Below are 18,511 nucleotides of genomic sequence, written 5' to 3' on the forward strand. Positions count from 1 at the left end.
GTCGCTCGCGGATTTCCCCGTGGTGGCTGACGGCTTACCGGGGCTACAGGGGAGAGCTGTCCGGTAGCCGTAAAGAAGCGACAGACCGGGTCGCTAGTACAGAGCCAGTAGGCCGGGAAAGGCGTCAGCCGCCAGCCGGTAGAAGTGCGGGCACATATCCCGAAGGGTTGACTTCACCTGCTACATCACCTTCAAAAGCGCATCCAGCAGCCCGGGAAAGCGCGCGTCGAGATCCTCCCGGCGCAAGGAAATCATATTCTCCCGTCCCTGAGGGCGCTGCCAGATGACCCCGCTATCGCGCAGGACGCGCCAGTGGTGGGTCATCGTCGACTTGGCGATGTCTTCATGACGCAATGCGTTACAACTCTGCTCGCTGCCGTCGGCCAGGATGCGAACGATCTCCAGGCGCATCGGGTTACCAAGGGCAAAAAGAACATTTTCCAGGCGAATGTGTTCACGTTCGGGGTGATTGGCGATCATAATATTCCTGTGTCGGCGGTTGCGCGGCTCCCGGGAGTCGCAGCCCGTATCGGCGGCTGGCAGGTAATATATCCAAACTGAGGGTCTAACGCCACGCGTGCAAGCCGCCGCTTCACCAATGACAGTGATAGTAAAAATAGTTCGAATATACTCGTACAATTGTACTATGATGGCGGCAGTTAACCACTCTGCGGCACAATTTGGCCGCTTACTGACAGTCAAAATGACTAAGGACGCATCATGCCCCGACCCATCCCTCTCGAACGTTATCGCAACATCGGTATCTCCGCGCATATCGATGCCGGTAAAACCACCACCACCGAGCGCATTCTGTTTTACACCGGAATGAGCCACAAACTGGGTGAAGTACACGATGGCGCGGCAACCACTGACTGGATGGCGCAGGAGCAAGAGCGCGGAATTACCATTACCTCCGCCGCGGTGAGCTGTTTCTGGCCCGGCATGGACCGTAGCTTCGAGCCGCATCGCATCAATATTATCGACACCCCGGGCCACGTGGATTTCACCATCGAAGTGGAGCGCTCGATGCGCGTGCTGGACGGTGCGGTGATGGTCTATGACTCCGTCGGCGGCGTGCAGCCGCAGTCGGAAACCGTGTGGCGACAGGCGAATAAATATCACGTTCCGCGGCTGGCCTTCGTCAATAAAATGGACCGTCCGGGCGCTGATTTCTTCCGCGTCGTGCAGATGATGATTGACCGCCTGAAGGCAAATCCTGTGCCGATCGTGATCCCTGTAGGCGCCGAGGAGCATTTCACCGGCGTGGTGGACCTCATCAAAATGCGCGCCATTTTATGGGATGACGCGACCCAGGGGATGACCTTCAGCTATGCGCCGGTACCGGACGAGCTGCTGGCAACCGCCCGACAGTGGCGAGAGAAAATGGTCTCCGCAGCGGCGGAAGCTAACGATGAGCTGATGGATAAATATCTCGAGAGCGGTGAACTGAGCGAGGCCGATATTGTGGCCGGGCTGCGTAAACGTACCGTTGGCGGCGAAATTCAGCCGGTGCTGTGCGGCAGCGCCTTTAAAAATAAAGGCGTACAGCGGATGCTGGATGCGGTTATCGAACTGATGCCTTCGCCGCAGGATGTGCCGGCGATTGACGGCGTTGATGAGAAAGGGCAGCCGGCGGAACGCCATCCTGGCGACGACGAACCGTTCTCGGCGCTGGCGTTTAAACTGATGACTGACCCGTATGTCGGCCAGCTGACCTTTATTCGTGTCTATTCCGGCACCCTGAAAAAAGGCGACGCGGTTTACAACCCGGTCAAAGGTAAGAAAGAACGCATCGGGCGTATTGTGCTGATGCATGCCAACGATCGCCACGAAGTGGATGAGCTGCATGCCGGGGATATTGCCGCCTGCGTCGGGTTGAAAGATGTCACCACCGGCGACACCCTGTGCGATCCGAATGCGATCATTACCCTGGAACGGATGGAGTTCCCGGAACCGGTGATTTCGTTAGCGATTGAGCCGAAAACCAAAGCGGATCAGGAAAAAATGGGGATTGCCCTCCAGCGCCTGGCCTCTGAGGATCCCTCTTTCCGCCTGCATACTGATGAAGAGTCCGGGCAGACAATTATCTCCGGGATGGGCGAACTGCATCTGGAAATTATCGTCGACCGGATGAAGCGTGAGTTCGGCGTTGAGGCGAATATCGGCCGTCCACAGGTGACCTACCGCGAGACACTGCGTAAAACGGTGAAAGAGGTGGAAGGGAAATTTGTCCGTCAGTCCGGCGGGAAAGGGCAGTATGGTCATGTTGTGCTGACCCTCGAACCGCTGGCGCCGGGGAGCGGCTTTGTGTTTGAAGACGCAACGAAAGGCGGCGTGGTGCCGCGCGAGTACATTCCTTCGGTGGAGAAAGGCTTGCGCGAAGCGATGGGCACCGGCGTGCTGGCGGGTTATCCGGTGGTCGATGTCAAAGCGACCCTGACATTTGGTTCGTATCATGATGTCGACTCATCGGAAATGGCCTTCCGCATGGCGGCGATTTTCGGCTTCAAGGAGGGGGCGCGCAGAGCCGATCCGGTGATTCTCGAACCGGTGATGCATGTGGAGGTGGAAACGCCGGAAGAGTACGCCGGGAATATTATGGGCGATCTCTCTTCTCGTCGTGGCATGGTGCAGGGGATGGAAGAGCGATTCGGCAGCCAGATTATCCGCGCGGACGTTCCGCTGGCGGAAATGTTTGGCTATTCCACTACGCTGCGCTCGATGTCGCAGGGACGAGCGACATACAGTATGGAGTTCCATCACTACGCGGAAGCCCCGCGCAACGTGGCAGACACGATTATCGCCAGCCGCGCCAAAGGCTAAATCACCGTTTCCGGGTTGCGGCTCTCGCCTGATCCGGGCGACGGGACCGTGCGGCATGGGGGTTTATCGCCCGGACAAGGCGCAGCAAGCGCCGCCTCCGGGCACTCCCGCAACTTAGACAATCTCCTGCGCGTACTGCCACAGCGCCTTCAACTGCCCGAGCTTTTCACTGTCCTGTTGATGCTGTTGATACAGCATCTGCAGCTCATCGGCATAGGCCTGCAAAAACGCCGGCGTAAACACCTCGCGACGATGCTCTAACCAGCGCTGCTGCTCGGCCTCGTCAAGGCTGCCGGGGAAGTTACGGGCGCGGTAGTTAAACAGCAGACGCTCTATCCGTTGGTCGGCAAAAGTAATATCCAGCGCCGGCAGGTTACGCGGCTCGGTTTCCAGCACAATTTTCATCGCCGCGCGGTCGGCATCGCTGAAAAAGCCGTTATAAAGCTGAGTATCGACGTTGTCGGAGGGAACAAACGGCTCCGCTTCAGCGAAAATAGCCACCACGTTTTCCCGCACCTGCGGATGACTGCGCAACAGCTGCAGGTTATCCAGACAGCGCTGGCGGTTAATCCCCAGACGGTCGGCATCCTGCGGGCGTAGCGTATTATCCTGGGCCAGTACCGGGCATTTATTGAGATGAACCAGCTTAACCGGCACCGCCGCCAGCTCGCCCAAATCGGCTTTTGGCGTGTACAGCCGCTCGCGCAGGGTATCGGCATCCAGTTCCAGCAGCGGCGTCATGTCGCCAGCCAGATCGACCATGATCACCGCATTGCGGTTATCCGGATGCCAGGCCAGCGGTGCCACCAGGCTGGTGTTGCCGCGCGCCGCGCCGAACATGCCGGAGACATGGACCAGCGGCTTCATGTGCGCAACGTCGATCAGCGTCGCCAGCTTGCGCTTGTTCCGATAACTGTAGAGATAGTCAAACAGACGCGGTTGCCGGGCTTTGACCAGTTTTGCCATGGCGATGGTGGCATAAACGTCGGCCATCGCGTCGTGGGCGTTGCTGTGTTCAATGTCGTTAGCGACGGTCAGATGCTCAAGGCGAAAACTCGGCAGACCCTCGTCGTTCTCCGGCCAGTTGATCCCTTCCGGGCGCAGGGCATAGCAGGCGCGCATCACATCCAGCAGATCCCAGCGCGAGTTGTCGTGCTGCCAGCTCCAGGCGTAGGGATCGTAAAAGTTACGATAGAAAATATTACGGCTGACCTCATCATCGAAGCGCACATTGTTATAGCCGACGATGCAGGTTTTCGGCACCGTGAACAGATCGTGAATCCGGCGGGCAAAGGCGGCTTCATTGTCGCCTTTGGCGTTCGCTTCCTGCGGAGTGATCCCGGTTATCATTACCGCCTGCGGCTGCGGCAGATAGTCGTCGGCCAGTTTGCAGTAGAAAACCTCCGGCTCACCGATGATATTCAGTTCGGCATCGGTACGAATGGCGGCGAACTGGGCCGGTCGATCGAGCGCAGGGTGGGTGCCGAAGGTTTCGTAATCGTGGAATAAAAATCCGGGCTGGTTGGCGCTATCTTGCATAATCTGTTCATTTTCCATGGTGGCTGGCACCCGTTATGGTAAACGATTTACCTGGGCATCAGAAGGGCGTTGGCTGCGCGGCGCTTCCGCCGTGTCATATTTTCTTGCAATTAAACCCTGATTTGAAAGGAGAACTTCCGTAAAAAGGACGGCGAATCTGTCAATTTAGAGGATATGCCGTTGAAAGGCCGTTTTTTTATTGCTGTAACTTTGCTCGCTTCGAGCGTTTCTTGCGCATTTGCTGCCAATGATTTCCCCGTCACCGTGCCGCCACCGTCCATTCAGGCGGGCTCCTGGGTACTGATGGATTACACGACCGGGCAGATCCTGACTGCGGGTAATGAACACCAGCAGCGCAACCCTGCCAGCCTGACCAAACTCATGACCGGATACGTCGTCGATCGCGCCATCGACAGCCATCGCATCTCCTTTGACGATATGGTGACCGTCGGCCGCGACGCCTGGGCGAAAGGCAACCCTGTCTTCGACGGCTCGTCGCTGATGTTCCTTAAGGCCGGCGATCGGGTCAGCGTACGTGATTTAAGCCGCGGCCTCATCGTCGACTCCGGCAATGATGCCTGCGTGGCGCTGGCTGATTATGTCGCGGGCGGCCAGCCGCAGTTCGTGGCGATGATGAATGAGTACGTAAAAAAACTGCATCTGCAGGATACCCACTTTGAAACCGTGCATGGCCTGGATGCGCCGGGCCAACACAGCTCGGCGTACGATCTTGCGGTGCTGTCGCGGGCTATCATTCACGGCGAGCCTGACGTTTATCACATGTACAGCCAAAAAAGTCTGACGTGGAACGGGATTACCCAGCAAAACCGCAACGGGCTGCTGTGGGATAAGACCATGAATGTTGATGGATTAAAGACCGGGCATACCTCCGGCGCCGGCTTTAACCTGATTGCCTCCGCGGTGGACGGCCAGCGGCGCCTGATTGCCGTAGTGATGGGCGCCGATAGCCCGAAAGGGCGCGAACAGCAGGCGGCAAAACTACTGCACTGGGGTCAGCAAAATTTCGACACCGTTCAGGTGCTGCAAAAGGGCAAAAAGGTCGGCAGCGAACGTATCTGGTACGGTGATAAAGAACAAATCCAGCTGGGCACCGATCAGGATTTCTGGCTGGCGCTGCCGAAGTCGGAAGTGCCGCGTATTAAAGCCAGGTACGTGCTGGACAAAAAAGATCTCGAGGCGCCCATTGCCGCAAATCAACGGGTCGGGGAAATCTCACTCTATGACGGCGACAAAGTGGTCGCGCACTGGCCGCTGGTGACGCTGGAAAGCGTCGGCAAGGGCGGGGTGTTCTCGCGGATGAGCGATTATCTGCATCACGTGCTTTAACCGCCACGCCCCGCACGGGGCGTTTTTTTTGGCTCATTTTTCGCTCCCCTCCATTGGCCACTCTGTGAATCAGCGCACATACTGATGTGCATCACCTGGCTACAGTATATGTACATTTATACAGTTGTTATCACTGGTGGAGGCAATATGAACTACAGCGTGAAGTCCGTCGGCAAACGTACCATTGCCGGTTTTCATATGGTGGGACCCTGGGATCAGACCGTTAAACAGGGGTTTGAGCAGCTCATGGCATGGGTCAGCGGCCGTCAGATTCCGGCACAGGAGTGGGTAGCCGTTTACTATGACAATCCCGATCGGGTTCCAGCGGAGAAGCTGCGCTGCGATACGGTGGTCACCGTGGCAGACGATTTCGTCATTCCACCCAACAGCGAAGGGGTCATTCTCACTGAGATTGCCGGGGGAGAGTATGCAGTCGCCAGCGCGCGGGTGGAGAATCACGACTTCTCGACGCCGTGGCTGGCGTTCTTCAATAGCCTGATGCAGAGCAAAGAGTATCAGCTGGCGGAAAAACCCTGTTTTGAGGTCTATCTCAACGACGGTAATCAGGACGGTTACTGGGACATCGAAATGTATGTCGCGGTCGAACGGGTGGTGAAATAAGCGTTTACCCCCGCAGTGGACAAGGTTTTTTACATTAGCGTACTGCTTACATTGAAAAAGCAGTTACAATTGGCCTTTGCTTCCTGCCGCCGTTTGCTTGCTGGAGAGGTCTGTGCGCGCTGATAAATCACTTAAGCCTTTCGAAATCCGTCTGTATCGCCACTATCGCGTGGTGCATGGTATTCGAATTGCTTTGGCCTTTGTCCTCACTTTTTTACTGGTTCGTTTGTTGAATGTACCGGAAGGGACGTGGCCTCTGATCACCCTGGTGGTGGTGATGGGGCCGATTTCGTTCTGGGGCAACGTGGTGCCGCGCGCCTTCGAGCGTATCGGCGGCACTATCCTCGGCTCGGCACTCGGGCTGGTGGCGTTAAAGCTTGAGCTTATCTCCTTACCCGTCATGGTGCTGTGGTGCGCGGTGGCGATGTTCCTCTGCGGCTGGCTGGCGTTAGGGAAAAAACCGTACCAGGCGCTGCTCATCGGCATTACGCTGGCGGTGGTGGTGGGCGCGCCGCCTGGCGATATGCACACCGCGCTATGGCGAAGCGGCGATGTTATCTTTGGTTCTCTGCTGGCCATGCTGTTCACCGGCATCTGGCCGCAGCGGGCGTTCTTGCACTGGCGAATCCAGATGGCAAATTACGTCACCGCCTTCAACCGGCTTTATCAGGCCGGGTTCTCCCCTAATCTGGTGGAAAGACCGCGGCTGGAAAAACATCTGCAAAAAGTGCTTAACGATGTGGTGAAGATGCGCGGGCTGATTACCCCGGCGAGTAAAGAAACCCATATCCAGAAAGCCATTTTTGAAGCCATTCAAACCGTGAGTCGTAACCTGGTCTGCATGCTGGAACTGCAGATCAATGCATACTGGAGCTCGCGTCCCGGTCATTTTGTGATGCTGAACGCCCACACGCTGCGTGAGACCCAGCAGATGACCCAGCAAACGCTGCTGACGATTGCGCATGCGCTGTATGAAGGTAATCCACAGCCGATTCGCGCCAACACGGAAAAACTCAATGATATCGTCGCCGAACTGCGCGAACTCATGAAAGAGCACCAGGGAGATAGCCTGGCGGAAACCCCGATCCACGGCTACGTCTGGCTGACGATAGAACTGGCGCGCCAGCTTGAACTGTTGTCGAATTTAATCTGCCGGGCTTTGCGTAAATAAAAACCAGATGCGCGCAATTTGCCCACAGGTTGCTTCGATTCAGCAGCATTTAGGGTTATGATAAACGTAAAGGAAAAAACATTGTCATCCGCGGCTGCTAACAGTTATGTTAGCCCTATATAGCAGTCGCTTTAGCGAATCCGAATCTCAAATATTAGGGGTGTAAAAATGGAAACAACTAAGCCTTCTTTCCAGGACGTACTGGAGTTTGTTCGTCTGTATCGTCGTAAGAACAAATTGCAGCGTGAAATTCAGGACGTTGAGAAAAAGATCCGTGATAACCAGAAGCGCGTACTGCTGCTGGACAACCTCAGTGACTACATCAAACCGGGCATGAGCGTTGAAGCTATTCAGGGCATCATCGCCAGCATGAAAAGCGATTACGAAGATCGTGTTGATGACTACATCATCAAAAATGCCGAACTGTCGAAAGAACGTCGTGACATTTCCAAAAAGCTGAAAGTCATGGGCGAAGCGAAGGTCGAAGAGTAATCGCATCGTACCTGCCCGGCGGCGGCTCTCGCCGTCGGGAATTATCCCCTCTCTGATTTATCTCCTTCTCCCGGCGGCGAACCGCGGCGTCACGCCAGTTTTCATGCGCGACCGCGTTCACAACGGGCTATGGCAAATCACCTGAAAGTGCTACGAGGAACATGATGGACAATCTTTCGGCCTTGATCGCCGACATTCCGCTGCCGGACCGCGCGGCGATGGCTCAGGCGCAACAACATCTGGATGGTTTATTAAAACCACCGGGCAGCCTGGGGCGACTGGAGGCGCTGGCAGTCCAGCTGGCCGGAATGCCGGGGCTGCGGGGACAGCTGCAGCTGGCGGAAAAAGCCATTGTGGTGATGTGCGCCGATCACGGCGTCTGGCACGAAGGGGTGGCGATCTCGCCGCAGGCCGTCACGGCGATTCAGGCGATAAACATGACCCGCAAAAATACCGGCGTCTGCGTACTGGCGGCCCAGGCGGGCGCGCAGGTGCATGTGGTCGATGCCGGTATCGACGCGGATCCGATCCCTGGTCTGGTGGATATGAAAGTGGCGCGCGGCAGCGGCAATATTGCCCGGACGGCGGCAATGAGCCGGGAACAGGCAACGGCGCTGCTGCTGGCCAGCATTCGCTATACGCGAGAACTGGCGGCGCAGGGCGTACGCGTGTTCGGCGTTGGTGAACTGGGGATGGCGAACACCACGCCTGCGGCGGCGGTCGTCAGCGTGCTTACCGGTAACGATGCGCAGGATGTGGTGGGCATCGGCGCTAACCTGCCGGTATCGCAGCTGGGACACAAAGCCGATGTCGTCCGTCGGGCAATTGCTGTGAATCAGCCGCAGGCAGACGATGGCCTGGACGTGCTGGCGAAAGTCGGCGGATTTGATTTGGTGGGGATGACTGGCGTGATGCTGGGCGCCGCCTCCTGCGGACTGCCGGTTGTGCTGGACGGTTTCCTCTCCTATGCCTCCGCCCTGGCAGCCTGTCGTCTGGCTCCTGGCGTGCATTCATATCTGATCCCTTCACATCTGTCGGCGGAAAAAGGGGCGCGTATTGCGCTGGAACATCTGCAGCTGAAGCCCTATCTGGATATGGATATGCGGCTGGGAGAGGGGAGCGGCGCCGCGCTGGCGATGCATCTTGTGCAGGCGGCGTGCACGGTATTTAACGAAATGGGGACGCTGGCGGAGAGTAATATCGTCCTGCCGGAAAGCCGCTAAGCCGGTCTCAGGGCGACGGCCGTCGCCCTGAATCTTTGCGGATTTACAGCGCGTTTTGCCATACGCTTTGCGGCAGCAGATAGACATTCGCTTCCGCGTTCATGCCGTCCGTTACGATGTGATGAATCCCGCTGGCCATGACGGCCAGAGTCACGTCAAAGGCGTTGAGGCTGTCACCAAATCCCGCGGTCAGATTCAGCATTGAGCCGTTGGCCATCAGGTAGACGGTTTTATCGCCCATCCGGTACGCATTAATATACGGCATCACCTCATCGTGGCTGAACTGACGCAGGTAGCCGCAGTCAATCTCTTCCGCAACGTGGCCGACATTGAGAATAAATACGCCATCTTTGGCGTTATCCAGCGCCGTGCTATTGACCACTTTCTTCGCACCGGTTGCCGTGGCGACCACATCTGCCGAGGCGATGGCATCCTGTAAATCAACAACATGCCAGCCATCATAGGCCGCCTGCAGGCGACGGGCGGGATCGATCTCTGCCACCATCACCTGTCCGCCAAAGGCTTTTGCTGCCGCGGCAACGCCTTGTCCCACCAGACCGTAGCCAATGACCAGCACTTTCTTCTCATGCAGCGTCAGATGAGTCGTCTGGAAGAAGGTATGCCAGGCCGTAAGACCCACCATATGGCGGTTATGCAGTCCCTCTTTAACCGGGAGATCGTCCCAGTTAAAGATAGGGTAGCCGGGACGAATATCGCCCAGGCGGCTGACGCCGGAGCCGGTTGCTTCCAGACCGGCGACGATGTTGCCAAATTCGCCGCGCTGGTGCAGCAGAGTGGTGATATCGGCGCCCATTTCACACAGATGGGTCGGGCCCCAGGCGATCGCTTTTTCCCAGGAGTGCTGCCAGTCGGCATCGCTCATGTCGCGCCAGGCGCAGGCTTGTGCGCCGCGCTCTACCAGCCAGGCGACAACGTCGTCCTGAACGGTGGTGGGGTTACAGGTGGTCAGAAAGACTTGCGCCCCTTTCTCCAGTATCCCCTGCACCAGCGGGATCATTTTCATATCCAGATGCATGCAGCAGGCCAGTCGGACATGGCTCAGATCGGGAAGGGCGGCGACCTGACGCAGCGTGCGCGGCATATTCTGGCTGGCCCATGCCACGTCTTTCACTAAATTTGTCTTATTATTCACTGTATTGTGACCTTCAATCCATAGAGTGGGTTAAATCCCGGTGGGGAAATGATTCTAACGTAGTGTTCCGGGATCGCATAACGGCGGCGTATCGCTAAATTCAGTGGGGGGGGAAGTAGCCCTGCGAAAGATATGGTTGTTAAAATATGGTTAAAAAATGAAAATAAAATATAAGTAATTTATATGACGTGAGTGAGTCATTCGATGTTAAGCGTTTTACCGACCGCACTGTTTTCGCGGGTCCGCATTTTTCTTGGGCGATTAAAGCCGCATGCTCTGCCCGTTGCCAGAAAACATATCCTCCTCGGCTCGATAGGTGCCGGTACGGGGCTGGCCGTCACCAGCATGTTCAGTCACTGGCTGCTGGGTGAGATGAATCTGTGGTTTATTGCGCCGATGGGAGCTTCTGCGGTGCTGCTGTTCGGCGTGCCAAGCAGTCCGCTGGCGCAGCCGTGGTCAATCGTCGGGGGCAACGTGGTTTCGGCGTTGATCGGTGTTACCGTCGGGATGTGGGTGCCTCAGCTTGCCCTGGCCTGCGGTCTGGCAGCCGGACTGGCCATCGCCGCCATGTATTTTCTGCGCTGTCTGCATCCGCCCGGCGGCGCCGTTGCGCTGACGGCGATCCTCGGCGGAGCGGGGGTTCACAGCGCGGGATACCACTTCGTGCTGACGCCGGTACTGCTAAATTCAGCGATGCTGGCGCTACTGGCAATCATCTTCAACAACCTGGTCGGCCGCCGCTATCCCCACTCTTTGGCGGCTGAAGAGGTTAAGCCCAAAGTGGTGCCGCTGGGGCTACCGGTGACTCGTGAAGATATTCATGCCGCGTTACTCGACGGTCAGTTCCTTGATATTGATGAGGATGACGTGCAGGAACTGCTGGAAAATATCGAGCAAAAGGCACGGATGCGGATGGCCGCCGCGCCGCAGGCATAACGGCACGGGGCCCGGGAAGGTTAAAGCTCTCCGGTCATATATTGGGCGACGCCGCGGCCAAAACTCCAGTCGCCTTTCTGGTTACCGATCACGGAAATCATCAGGTCATCAGCGCTCAGTCCGCAATGTTCCTGCAGCTCAGCGAGCAGGGTGGCGTAGAAGAGCTGCTTTTGTTCTTCGCTACGCGGGCTGGTGTATACCCGCACGACCAGCAGCTTGTTGCTGCGCGTGAATCCCAGTCCGGTATCCTCAATCACCATATGGTGAGCTTTGTTTTCGTGAACAATCTGGTAGCGATCGCGCTCCGGCACCTTAAACGCATGAATAACCGCGCGATGTGCGGCATCCAGCAGGGTGGTAAGTTCGCGTTCGCTACGACCTTCAATCACATCAAATATCAGTAACGGCATGGCAGGTACTCCTTACTTCCGGGGTGGATAAGCTGACTTCCGCGATGCTAACCCATGTTCTGCCGGGCAAAAACCGCTATAGTGGAATTCATTGTTTATACAGGTGAACAATCGAGATGAGTGAGATTCGCCCGGAGAGTTACTGGACCCATCTGTACTGGCTGACGGTGCTGGAAGAGCAAAAAAGCTATACCCGCGCGGCGGAAAAACTGGCGGTCAGCAAGTCGGCGATCAGTCAGAAAATTAGCGAGCTGGAACGGATCACCGGCAAAAAGCTGGTGCATCGCACCACGCGGAATGTGACGCTCAGCGAGGATGGCCTGCGGCTGGTGGCGGAGCTGAACGAACCTTTCGGGCAGCTGCGCGATATTTTCGCCGGTACCTGTGATGAAGGCGGACCGCTGCGGGGAACGCTACGGGTCACGGCGCCGGTCGCCTTTTCCCGTCAACAGCTGGTCCCGGCGATTACGCCATTTTTGCACCAGCATCCGCAGCTTCAACTGCAGCTGGAGGTGACCGACCGGCTGGTATCGCTGGCCAGCGAGGGATTTGACGTGGCGATTCGTCACTGCCGCCGCGAAGCATTGCCGGAGACCCACGTGGCCTGGCCGCTGTGCAGTACGGCGACGCTGATCGTCGCCTCGGCAGAGTATATCCGCCGTTTTGGTCGTCCGGACTCCCCGGAGACGTTGCGCCATCATCAGTGTCTGACCTATCCGCGCGGGGCGCAAAGCCCGCAGTGGACGTTTGAGTCCCGCGAGCAACCGGCCGAACGGGTGAGTGTCAAGGTTCATGGCCCCTTCGCCACCAACAACAGCGAATCGCTACGTGATGCGGTGCTGGCAGGGCTGGGTATTGCGCTGCTGCCTGATTTCAGCGCCCGGGAGGCCATCGGCCGCGGGCTGGTGCAGGAGTTGCTTCCAGGCTGGCGGCCGGTTGAGGTTTTCGCGCCACAGCTGTACGTCATTCGGCCCTATGCACCGCGCGTGTCACGTGCGGTAGAGACATTCAGCCACTATTTGAAGCATACCTTCAGCTGAAAAGCGCCAGCTGTTCCGTCAACGCCTGGTGAAAGCGGGGAAGTAAGTCTGTTTCGCCGGGCAGCAGCTGCGCCAGCGTCACGGTCTTATCAGTACGATAGACCCGGCCACTGTTGAGGCGGGCTTCAAAATCGTTCGCGGCCTGATGTGCGCCGATCAGATCGGTATCCACTAAAATCACCGCATGAGCAAGGACCACATGTCCTCGATCCTCGGCCAGCGGTCGCCAGTACTGGGCAGTACCGACAATTTTGCGGGCATGATCGCCCTCGCCGCAGGCCAGGTTGTAGCGGCCGTCGCAAAATGACCCCGTCACCGCCTGATAATGACTCCCGACGCCAAACGTCGCCAGCGTGCGCTGAAGTAGCCCGCAGAGCTGCAGATAGATAGGTTCTGCCGCTTCGCCCAGCGGTTGCGTGACCGGCCAGGCGAGGCTGAGATTGATAATCCCGGGGCCCTGTGGGACCAGGCCACCGCCGGAGCGGCGAAGCCACACCGGCCAGCCGCGGCGGGAAAAAAGCTCGCTGACGGCACTGAGTTCACTGAATTGACGATAGCTGCCAGGCACCACCAGTCCTTGTGGAGCCTGCCAGAGTTGCGCCGCCGCTTCGCCTCGGCGAGCTTGCTCAAACAGCGGCTGCTCAGCCAGCGTCGGATCAGGGCAATAGAGCAGCGGTAGCGGTTGGGGATGAAACTGTGCGGGCCAGCAGGCCGGGCGGTTGTCCTGAGTCATAAGGTCTCCATGTTCACGGCGGTTTCCCGCCGCGCACCGTGCAATCAGGGGTGAGGGTTCTTTTTCATCAACATGGCGGTGAGGGCAGAGAGCAGACAGCCGCCGGTCAGGTAAACCGCCACGCTGTGCCAGGAGCCACCGGAGAAGGTGACCAATGCCGCGGCAATAAATGGCGTAAAGCCGCCGCCAATGACGCTGGCGACCTGATATCCGACGCCGGCCCCGCTGTAACGATAGCTGGCGCCAAACATCTCGGTGAACATCGGTTGCTGAACACAAACCACCATATCATGGGCGATATTGGCCAGCATCAGGGCAAAAAAGAGGATCCAGAAGTACGACTGGCTTTCCAGCGCCATAAAGAACGGGAACGCGCTGAACGTGCCGATGAGCGCACCGGTAATGTAGATCCGCCGGCGGCCGAAGCGATCCGCAAGCCAGGCGAAGCAGGGGATTGTCAGACAGCTGATTCCGCCGACCAGCAGACCAATATTAAGGAACAGTTCACGCGGCAGGCCGAGGTTCTGCGTTGAGTAATTCAGGGCGAAGGCGGTGACAATATACATGGTCAGCAGTTCGCACAGACGCAGGGCGATAATCAGTAAAAACGCGCCGGGGTGACGGAGCAGGGCCTCGACGACCGGCAGGCGCTTTTTGGCCGTCTTTAGCTGCGCTTCCTGCTGCTGATGTTCAAACTCGGCAGATTCGGCCATGCCGTTGCGGATCCACAGCGCGACTAACACCAGCACCACGCTGAACAAGAACGGCAGGCGCCAGCCCCAGCTGAGAAACTGCTCGTTGGTGGTGTTCGCGCTGATCAGCGAGACCAGGCCGGTGGAAAGCAGCAGGCCAACGCCGTAGCCCACCTGAACCCCGCTGCTGTAGAAGGCTTTTTTATTTTTGGGCGCACTTTCTACAGCCAGCAGCGCCGCACCGCCCCATTCTCCGCCGACGGCGAAGCCCTGAATAGCGCGTAGGGTGACGAGCAGCACGGGGGCCCACCAGCCGATTTGGTTGAAGGAAGGGAGCAGACCAATGCAGGCGGTCGCAATTCCCATCATCCAGACGGTCATCATCAGCATCCGTTTGCGGCCAAGGCGATCGCCGAAATGACCGAAGATAATGCCGCCGAGGGGACGAAACAGAAAGCCGACGCCGAAAGTGGCAAAGGCGGCCAGCGTGCCCATTGCCGGGCTAATCTGCGGGAAAAATTCGCGGTTAAACACCAGCGCGGCGGTGATGCCGTAGAGTAAAAAATCGTACCAGTCAACCACGGCGCCGGCAAAGCTGCCCCAGGCCGCTCTTCTGGCGCGATTGAGTGAACATGTCTCCTTGCCGGGGCGGGAGGAAATAAGCGTTGAGTCCATACCTGTCCTGTCTGTTGCCGTGTTTATCATTATTGGAATGAGACGCAGTCTTAGCGGCGTCAGTACAAAGACTACCGCGCTCCAGGATGAGAGAAAAGATTTTTACCGAAAGTGCTGCCTTAATGGCAAAAAATGTGCTTTTTATCGTCAGGTGTAAACAAAGGTTCAGAGTGTTCTGGAAAGAGAAAATATTTTTAATCGAGAACCTCACAACCCGCTGCTGACGTCTTTTAAGAATTGACCTTAATGGTTTACAATTAACTTATCTCCAATTCCGGAATGGTGAGCTAAATGCGTCTACTTTTCGCAGTTTTATTTTGTGTTATGGTTTTGCCTAATGCTTTTGCAGAAAAACTGCCTGCCCCTACGGGGAAGCCCGTTTTAACCATTTCCGGCTTGATTGGAAATACAAATGCAGGCGATACCGCGGTTTTTGACCTGGCGGCATTAGAAAAACTGGGGATGGAGACGATTGTCACCACCACGCCCTGGTACTCAGGAAAAGTGCGTTTTGAGGGCGTTTCCCTTAGCAAACTCATGGATTTAGTCGGTGCCAGGGGCAAGACGGCCAAGGTCATTGCCTTAAACGACTATACGACGATGGTCCCGCTCGATGATTTTCGCCAGTTCCCTGTTATCCTCGCGCTAAAATTAAATGGCGAATATATGCACATCCGCGATAAAGGCCCTTTATTTATTGTTTATCCGTACGATAGCAGCCCTGAACTGCAAAACCAGGTTTATTATTCCCGTTCGGCGTGGCAAGTCTCAAAAATTATCATTGAGTAAGGGTTTGATCTTGAATCGAATACTTACCGGGATTATTTTGTCGCTGTTCATCATCACCGGATACATTACGTATCTGGTGCATGAGCGGCAAAGTGAGTTACAGAAATTAACCCGCTATACGGACTCCTGGTCAGTCGCCCAGATAGTTTCCGAGTATATGCGGCTGGAGTCGAGTTTAGGCGCATTCGCACTTGGCGTGGAGAGCGCAGACCGCGATCAGGTACGTCTGCGTCTCGATATTATGTTGAGCCAGATAGAGCTGTTGCAGCAGGGCGAACTGAAGAATTTTATTCATAAAGATGCCGGGCGTCAGGCCACCGTCGATAGTTTGATCGCTATTTTGCAGCAGCTCGATAGCGGGCTGGATAAAATGACACCTGCTCAGATTAAGGCGGTGTTAGGCAAGATGAGAGAGATTGACGGCCCGATGACCTCGCTTGCCTCCACCTCGCTGGTGCAGGGGATTGACGTTGTTAATCATACGCACGATAAAATTCAGAATCTGTATTACATCTATTCAATTATCTCCATCCTGTTGATTACAACCTGTATCACGTTGGGGCTGTTGATGCTGCGACAGAATAACAATCTGCGGCGTGCCCACGTGCGAATGAAGCTGCTGGCCGACGATCTGCAGCTGTCAAAAGAGAAACTGCAGGTGCAAAACCGCCGTCTGCAGTACGATGCCTACCATGACTCGCTGACCGGGATGCCTAACCGGCTCTCCTTCTGGCAAAAGCTGCAGGAAATTGTCAATCAGGTCAGGCCTTACGATGGCTGTGCCGTGGTGATGCTTTTCGACCTCGATAATTTTAAAGATGTAAACGATACGCTGGGCCACGATTCCGGCGATAAACTGCTGCAGGAACTGGCCAGCCGCCTGTCGTTTTTCCGTAAAACCGCGGAAACGCTCTATCGTCTGGGAGGCGATGAATTCGCCCTGATCTCCTGTGACCTGAGCGAAGAGATGGCGCTGGAACGGGCGATGGTGATCCGGGAAAAAATCATCCAGCCCTATCAAATCTATGACTCGATGATCAACATTGATGCCTGCATCGGCATCGTGCTTTCCGATCGCGAAACGCGCACCGATTATTTATATAAATGCGCCGATCTGGCGCTGTATGAGGCGAAAAAAGAGGGCGCAGGTACCGTCAAGGTCTTCCGTGCCGGCATGCTGCAACGTCTGCAGGAGAATAAATCGTTTGAGGATGACCTGCTGCAGGCGCTCGGTAATGGTGAATTCCGGGTTTATTACCAACCGATAGCCGACACGGTCAGCGGCGAAATTTACGGTTATGAAGCGCTGGTGCGCTGGTTCCATCCGGTGCGCGGCGTGGTTCCGCCGAGCACCTTCATTCCGATTGCCGAGAAAACGGGCATGATAAACGCCCTCGGCGAGTGGGTGCTCAGCACCGCCTGCGAAGAGGCGGCGCGCTGGTCATCGCCGCTTAAGGTCTCGGTAAACGTGTCGCCTATTCAGTTGATTAACAGTTCGTTGACCGATGTGATTGTCAGCGTATTGAAAAAAACCGGCCTCGACCCGCATCGTCTGGATCTGGAAATTACCGAGTCGGATGTGTTCAATGAAAACACCCGCTCCTTAGAGATCCTCAGCCAACTGCGTGAGCTCGGGATTCAGATTTCGATTGATGATTTTGGTACCGGCTACTCGTCATTGTCGCGGCTGAGCTATTTCCCGTTCGATAAGATAAAAATCGATCGCTCGTTTGTGATTAATATTCCTCTGCAAAAAGACGATCTCGATATTGTGCGTCTGATCATCAGCATGGGGAAAAGTTTACATATGCGTATTGTCGCCGAAGGCGTCGAAACAGAAGAACAACTCCATTCGCTGCAACAATTAGGTTGCGATCTGGTTCAGGGTTATCTAATTGGTAAACCTGGCCCTCTGAACACACCGGCAAAATAAATTATCGCCTCTCCTGTCTTATCGCGGATCTGATTCACAGGTCCGTCCATTCTTATATTTCAAAAAAACTAACCCTTATTGAGTATTAACAGGGGTAGAAACTTATCATCTTTAAAAATAATACCCTCAGTGATTAAAAGGGGTATATCATATGCAACATATTTCACCGTTCCCACCGCACGCAAGGGTGCGGAAAGCGAGGCCGAATCATGCAGCGAATTATTATTCCCACCCATTATGTTCATACGCGAACCACGCCCCTGTGGACGAAAGAGACGGCGCCCGCCTCTATCTGGCAGCGGCATCTTGATGCCGGAACACGGCAGGGGGTCTATCCCCGTCTGGCTGTGATGCAGGGGGCTATCCGCTATTACGGCTATGCCGATGAGACCAGCCCGCAGCCGGTGGCAACGCTGACGATTGAAGCCGGACAGTTTGGCGTATTTCCGCCGGAGAAATGGCACCGAATTGAAGCATTGACTGAAGACACCGTCTTCAATGTGGATTTTTATGTCGATCCTCAAATTCTGATAGAGGGATAAGGCTGCACCTATGAATAACGAAAATAGAGGTTATTCCCTGGCTGTTGCTAACGGCAACAATAATGACAGGCAAGAGAAAGTCTATTTGAAGCCGATGGCACTATATATTCCTGCCATGGCTGAGCAGGCGCTGGCAGAACTTGTTGCCCCGCTGTCCTCTGACAATACGCAGGGAAAGGGGTTCACGCTGTCGGTGACCAATAATAATAATGGCGTATCGGTGGATAAAGAGTTTGCCTCCCTGAATGAGCTGCAGGCGCCGGGCGTGGCTGCCGATGCCGTCAAAGATCTGATTAATATCGTGCGCGGTTATGAATCGGATGAAGAGACCAACGTCTGCGGCTGGTAGTTTACACGCGAAACATCGGCAGACACCCTGGGTGTCTGCTTTC

General features: G+C 56.1%; 18 protein-coding genes. 12 read left to right on the forward strand and 6 right to left on the reverse strand.

Annotated features, from left to right (window positions below):
• Positions 1–180 precede the first annotated feature (180 nt).
• Entirely contained in the window at positions 181–480 is a 300-nt protein-coding gene (locus AC007G_RS10115) for an ArsR/SmtB family transcription factor (protein WP_004864510.1), read from the reverse strand.
• Positions 481–720: 240 nt separating this feature from the next.
• Between AC007G_RS10115 and fusA the strand changes: the two genes are divergently transcribed.
• Positions 721–2,823 carry an elongation factor G gene (gene fusA, locus AC007G_RS10120; protein ID WP_032686804.1) on the forward strand — a complete coding sequence of 701 codons (2,103 nt, stop codon included), beginning with the start codon at positions 721–723 and terminating at the stop codon, positions 2,821–2,823.
• Between the two features lie 114 nt (positions 2,824–2,937).
• Here fusA and sbcB read toward each other — a convergent pair whose 3' ends face one another.
• Positions 2,938–4,362 carry an exodeoxyribonuclease I gene (gene sbcB / locus AC007G_RS10125; protein WP_046852254.1) on the reverse strand — a complete coding sequence of 475 codons (1,425 nt, stop codon included), beginning with the start codon at positions 4,360–4,362 and terminating at the stop codon, positions 2,938–2,940.
• Positions 4,363–4,542: 180 nt separating this feature from the next.
• Here sbcB and dacD point away from each other — a divergent pair, with 180 nt between their 5' ends.
• The 5 genes from dacD to cobT all read left to right on the forward strand — a co-directional run bounded on the left by dacD (position 4,543) and on the right by cobT (position 9,216).
• Positions 4,543–5,709 carry a serine-type D-Ala-D-Ala carboxypeptidase DacD gene (gene dacD / locus AC007G_RS10130; RefSeq protein ID WP_032687308.1) on the forward strand — a complete coding sequence of 389 codons (1,167 nt, stop codon included), beginning with the start codon at positions 4,543–4,545 and terminating at the stop codon, positions 5,707–5,709.
• A gap of 147 nt (positions 5,710–5,856) precedes the next feature.
• Positions 5,857–6,330 (forward strand): DNA gyrase inhibitor SbmC, encoded by a 474-nt coding sequence (sbmC, locus tag AC007G_RS10135; protein WP_032686806.1) that lies wholly within the window; start codon positions 5,857–5,859, stop codon positions 6,328–6,330.
• Between the two features lie 112 nt (positions 6,331–6,442).
• Entirely contained in the window at positions 6,443–7,501 is a 1,059-nt protein-coding gene (locus AC007G_RS10140) for an FUSC family protein (protein WP_004864501.1), read from the forward strand.
• Positions 7,502–7,669: 168 nt separating this feature from the next.
• Positions 7,670–7,993 carry a DUF496 family protein gene (locus tag AC007G_RS10145; RefSeq protein WP_004864499.1) on the forward strand — a complete coding sequence of 108 codons (324 nt, stop codon included), beginning with the start codon at positions 7,670–7,672 and terminating at the stop codon, positions 7,991–7,993.
• 164 nt (positions 7,994–8,157) lie between these two features.
• Positions 8,158–9,216: a nicotinate-nucleotide--dimethylbenzimidazole phosphoribosyltransferase gene (gene cobT, locus AC007G_RS10150; RefSeq protein ID WP_032695365.1), complete on the forward strand. Its 1,059-nt coding sequence runs from the start codon at positions 8,158–8,160 to the stop codon at positions 9,214–9,216.
• Positions 9,217–9,259: 43 nt separating this feature from the next.
• Here the strand turns inward: cobT and AC007G_RS10155 are convergent, their stop codons facing one another.
• Entirely contained in the window at positions 9,260–10,369 is a 1,110-nt protein-coding gene (locus tag AC007G_RS10155) for an adenosylhomocysteinase (RefSeq protein WP_032686808.1), read from the reverse strand.
• A gap of 204 nt (positions 10,370–10,573) precedes the next feature.
• Here AC007G_RS10155 and AC007G_RS10160 point away from each other — a divergent pair, with 204 nt between their 5' ends.
• Complete coding sequence (locus AC007G_RS10160) at positions 10,574–11,305, forward strand: HPP family protein (RefSeq protein ID WP_032695363.1); 732 nt, start codon at positions 10,574–10,576, stop codon at positions 11,303–11,305.
• A 20-nt stretch (positions 11,306–11,325) separates the two neighbouring features.
• On the opposite strand, the gene AC007G_RS10165 is transcribed toward AC007G_RS10160, so the two are convergent.
• Complete coding sequence (locus AC007G_RS10165) at positions 11,326–11,715, reverse strand: tautomerase family protein (RefSeq protein ID WP_032686811.1); 390 nt, start codon at positions 11,713–11,715, stop codon at positions 11,326–11,328.
• Between the two features lie 116 nt (positions 11,716–11,831).
• Here AC007G_RS10165 and AC007G_RS10170 point away from each other — a divergent pair, with 116 nt between their 5' ends.
• Positions 11,832–12,755 carry a LysR family transcriptional regulator gene (locus AC007G_RS10170; RefSeq protein WP_047665300.1) on the forward strand — a complete coding sequence of 308 codons (924 nt, stop codon included), beginning with the start codon at positions 11,832–11,834 and terminating at the stop codon, positions 12,753–12,755.
• Here AC007G_RS10170 and AC007G_RS10175 read toward each other — a convergent pair.
• Together AC007G_RS10175 and shiA are read right to left on the reverse strand one after the other, a co-directional pair.
• On the reverse strand, positions 12,748–13,488 hold the full coding sequence (locus AC007G_RS10175) for a lipoyl protein ligase domain-containing protein (RefSeq protein WP_142630824.1): 741 nt from the start codon (positions 13,486–13,488) through the stop codon (positions 12,748–12,750). The genes AC007G_RS10170 and AC007G_RS10175 overlap by 8 nt on opposite strands.
• Before the next feature lie 44 nt (positions 13,489–13,532).
• Positions 13,533–14,855: a shikimate transporter gene (shiA, locus tag AC007G_RS10180; protein ID WP_073554295.1), complete on the reverse strand. Its 1,323-nt coding sequence runs from the start codon at positions 14,853–14,855 to the stop codon at positions 13,533–13,535.
• Positions 14,856–15,146: 291 nt separating this feature from the next.
• On the opposite strand from shiA, the gene AC007G_RS10185 reads away from it, so the two are divergent.
• From AC007G_RS10185 to AC007G_RS10200, 4 genes are all read left to right on the forward strand, one after another.
• Entirely contained in the window at positions 15,147–15,644 is a 498-nt protein-coding gene (locus tag AC007G_RS10185; protein ID WP_004864483.1) for a putative pterin-binding protein, read from the forward strand.
• A 10-nt stretch (positions 15,645–15,654) separates the two neighbouring features.
• Entirely contained in the window at positions 15,655–17,577 is a 1,923-nt protein-coding gene (locus AC007G_RS10190) for a putative bifunctional diguanylate cyclase/phosphodiesterase (RefSeq protein WP_032686816.1), read from the forward strand.
• A 209-nt stretch (positions 17,578–17,786) separates the two neighbouring features.
• Complete coding sequence (locus AC007G_RS10195; protein ID WP_032686817.1) at positions 17,787–18,119, forward strand: TehB family protein; 333 nt, start codon at positions 17,787–17,789, stop codon at positions 18,117–18,119.
• A gap of 10 nt (positions 18,120–18,129) precedes the next feature.
• On the forward strand, positions 18,130–18,468 hold the full coding sequence (locus AC007G_RS10200) for a DUF1869 domain-containing protein (RefSeq protein WP_032686818.1): 339 nt from the start codon (positions 18,130–18,132) through the stop codon (positions 18,466–18,468).
• The last annotated feature ends 43 nt before the right edge of the window (positions 18,469–18,511 follow it).

It is taken from the genome of Klebsiella sp. CSG-1, from assembly GCF_056521145.1.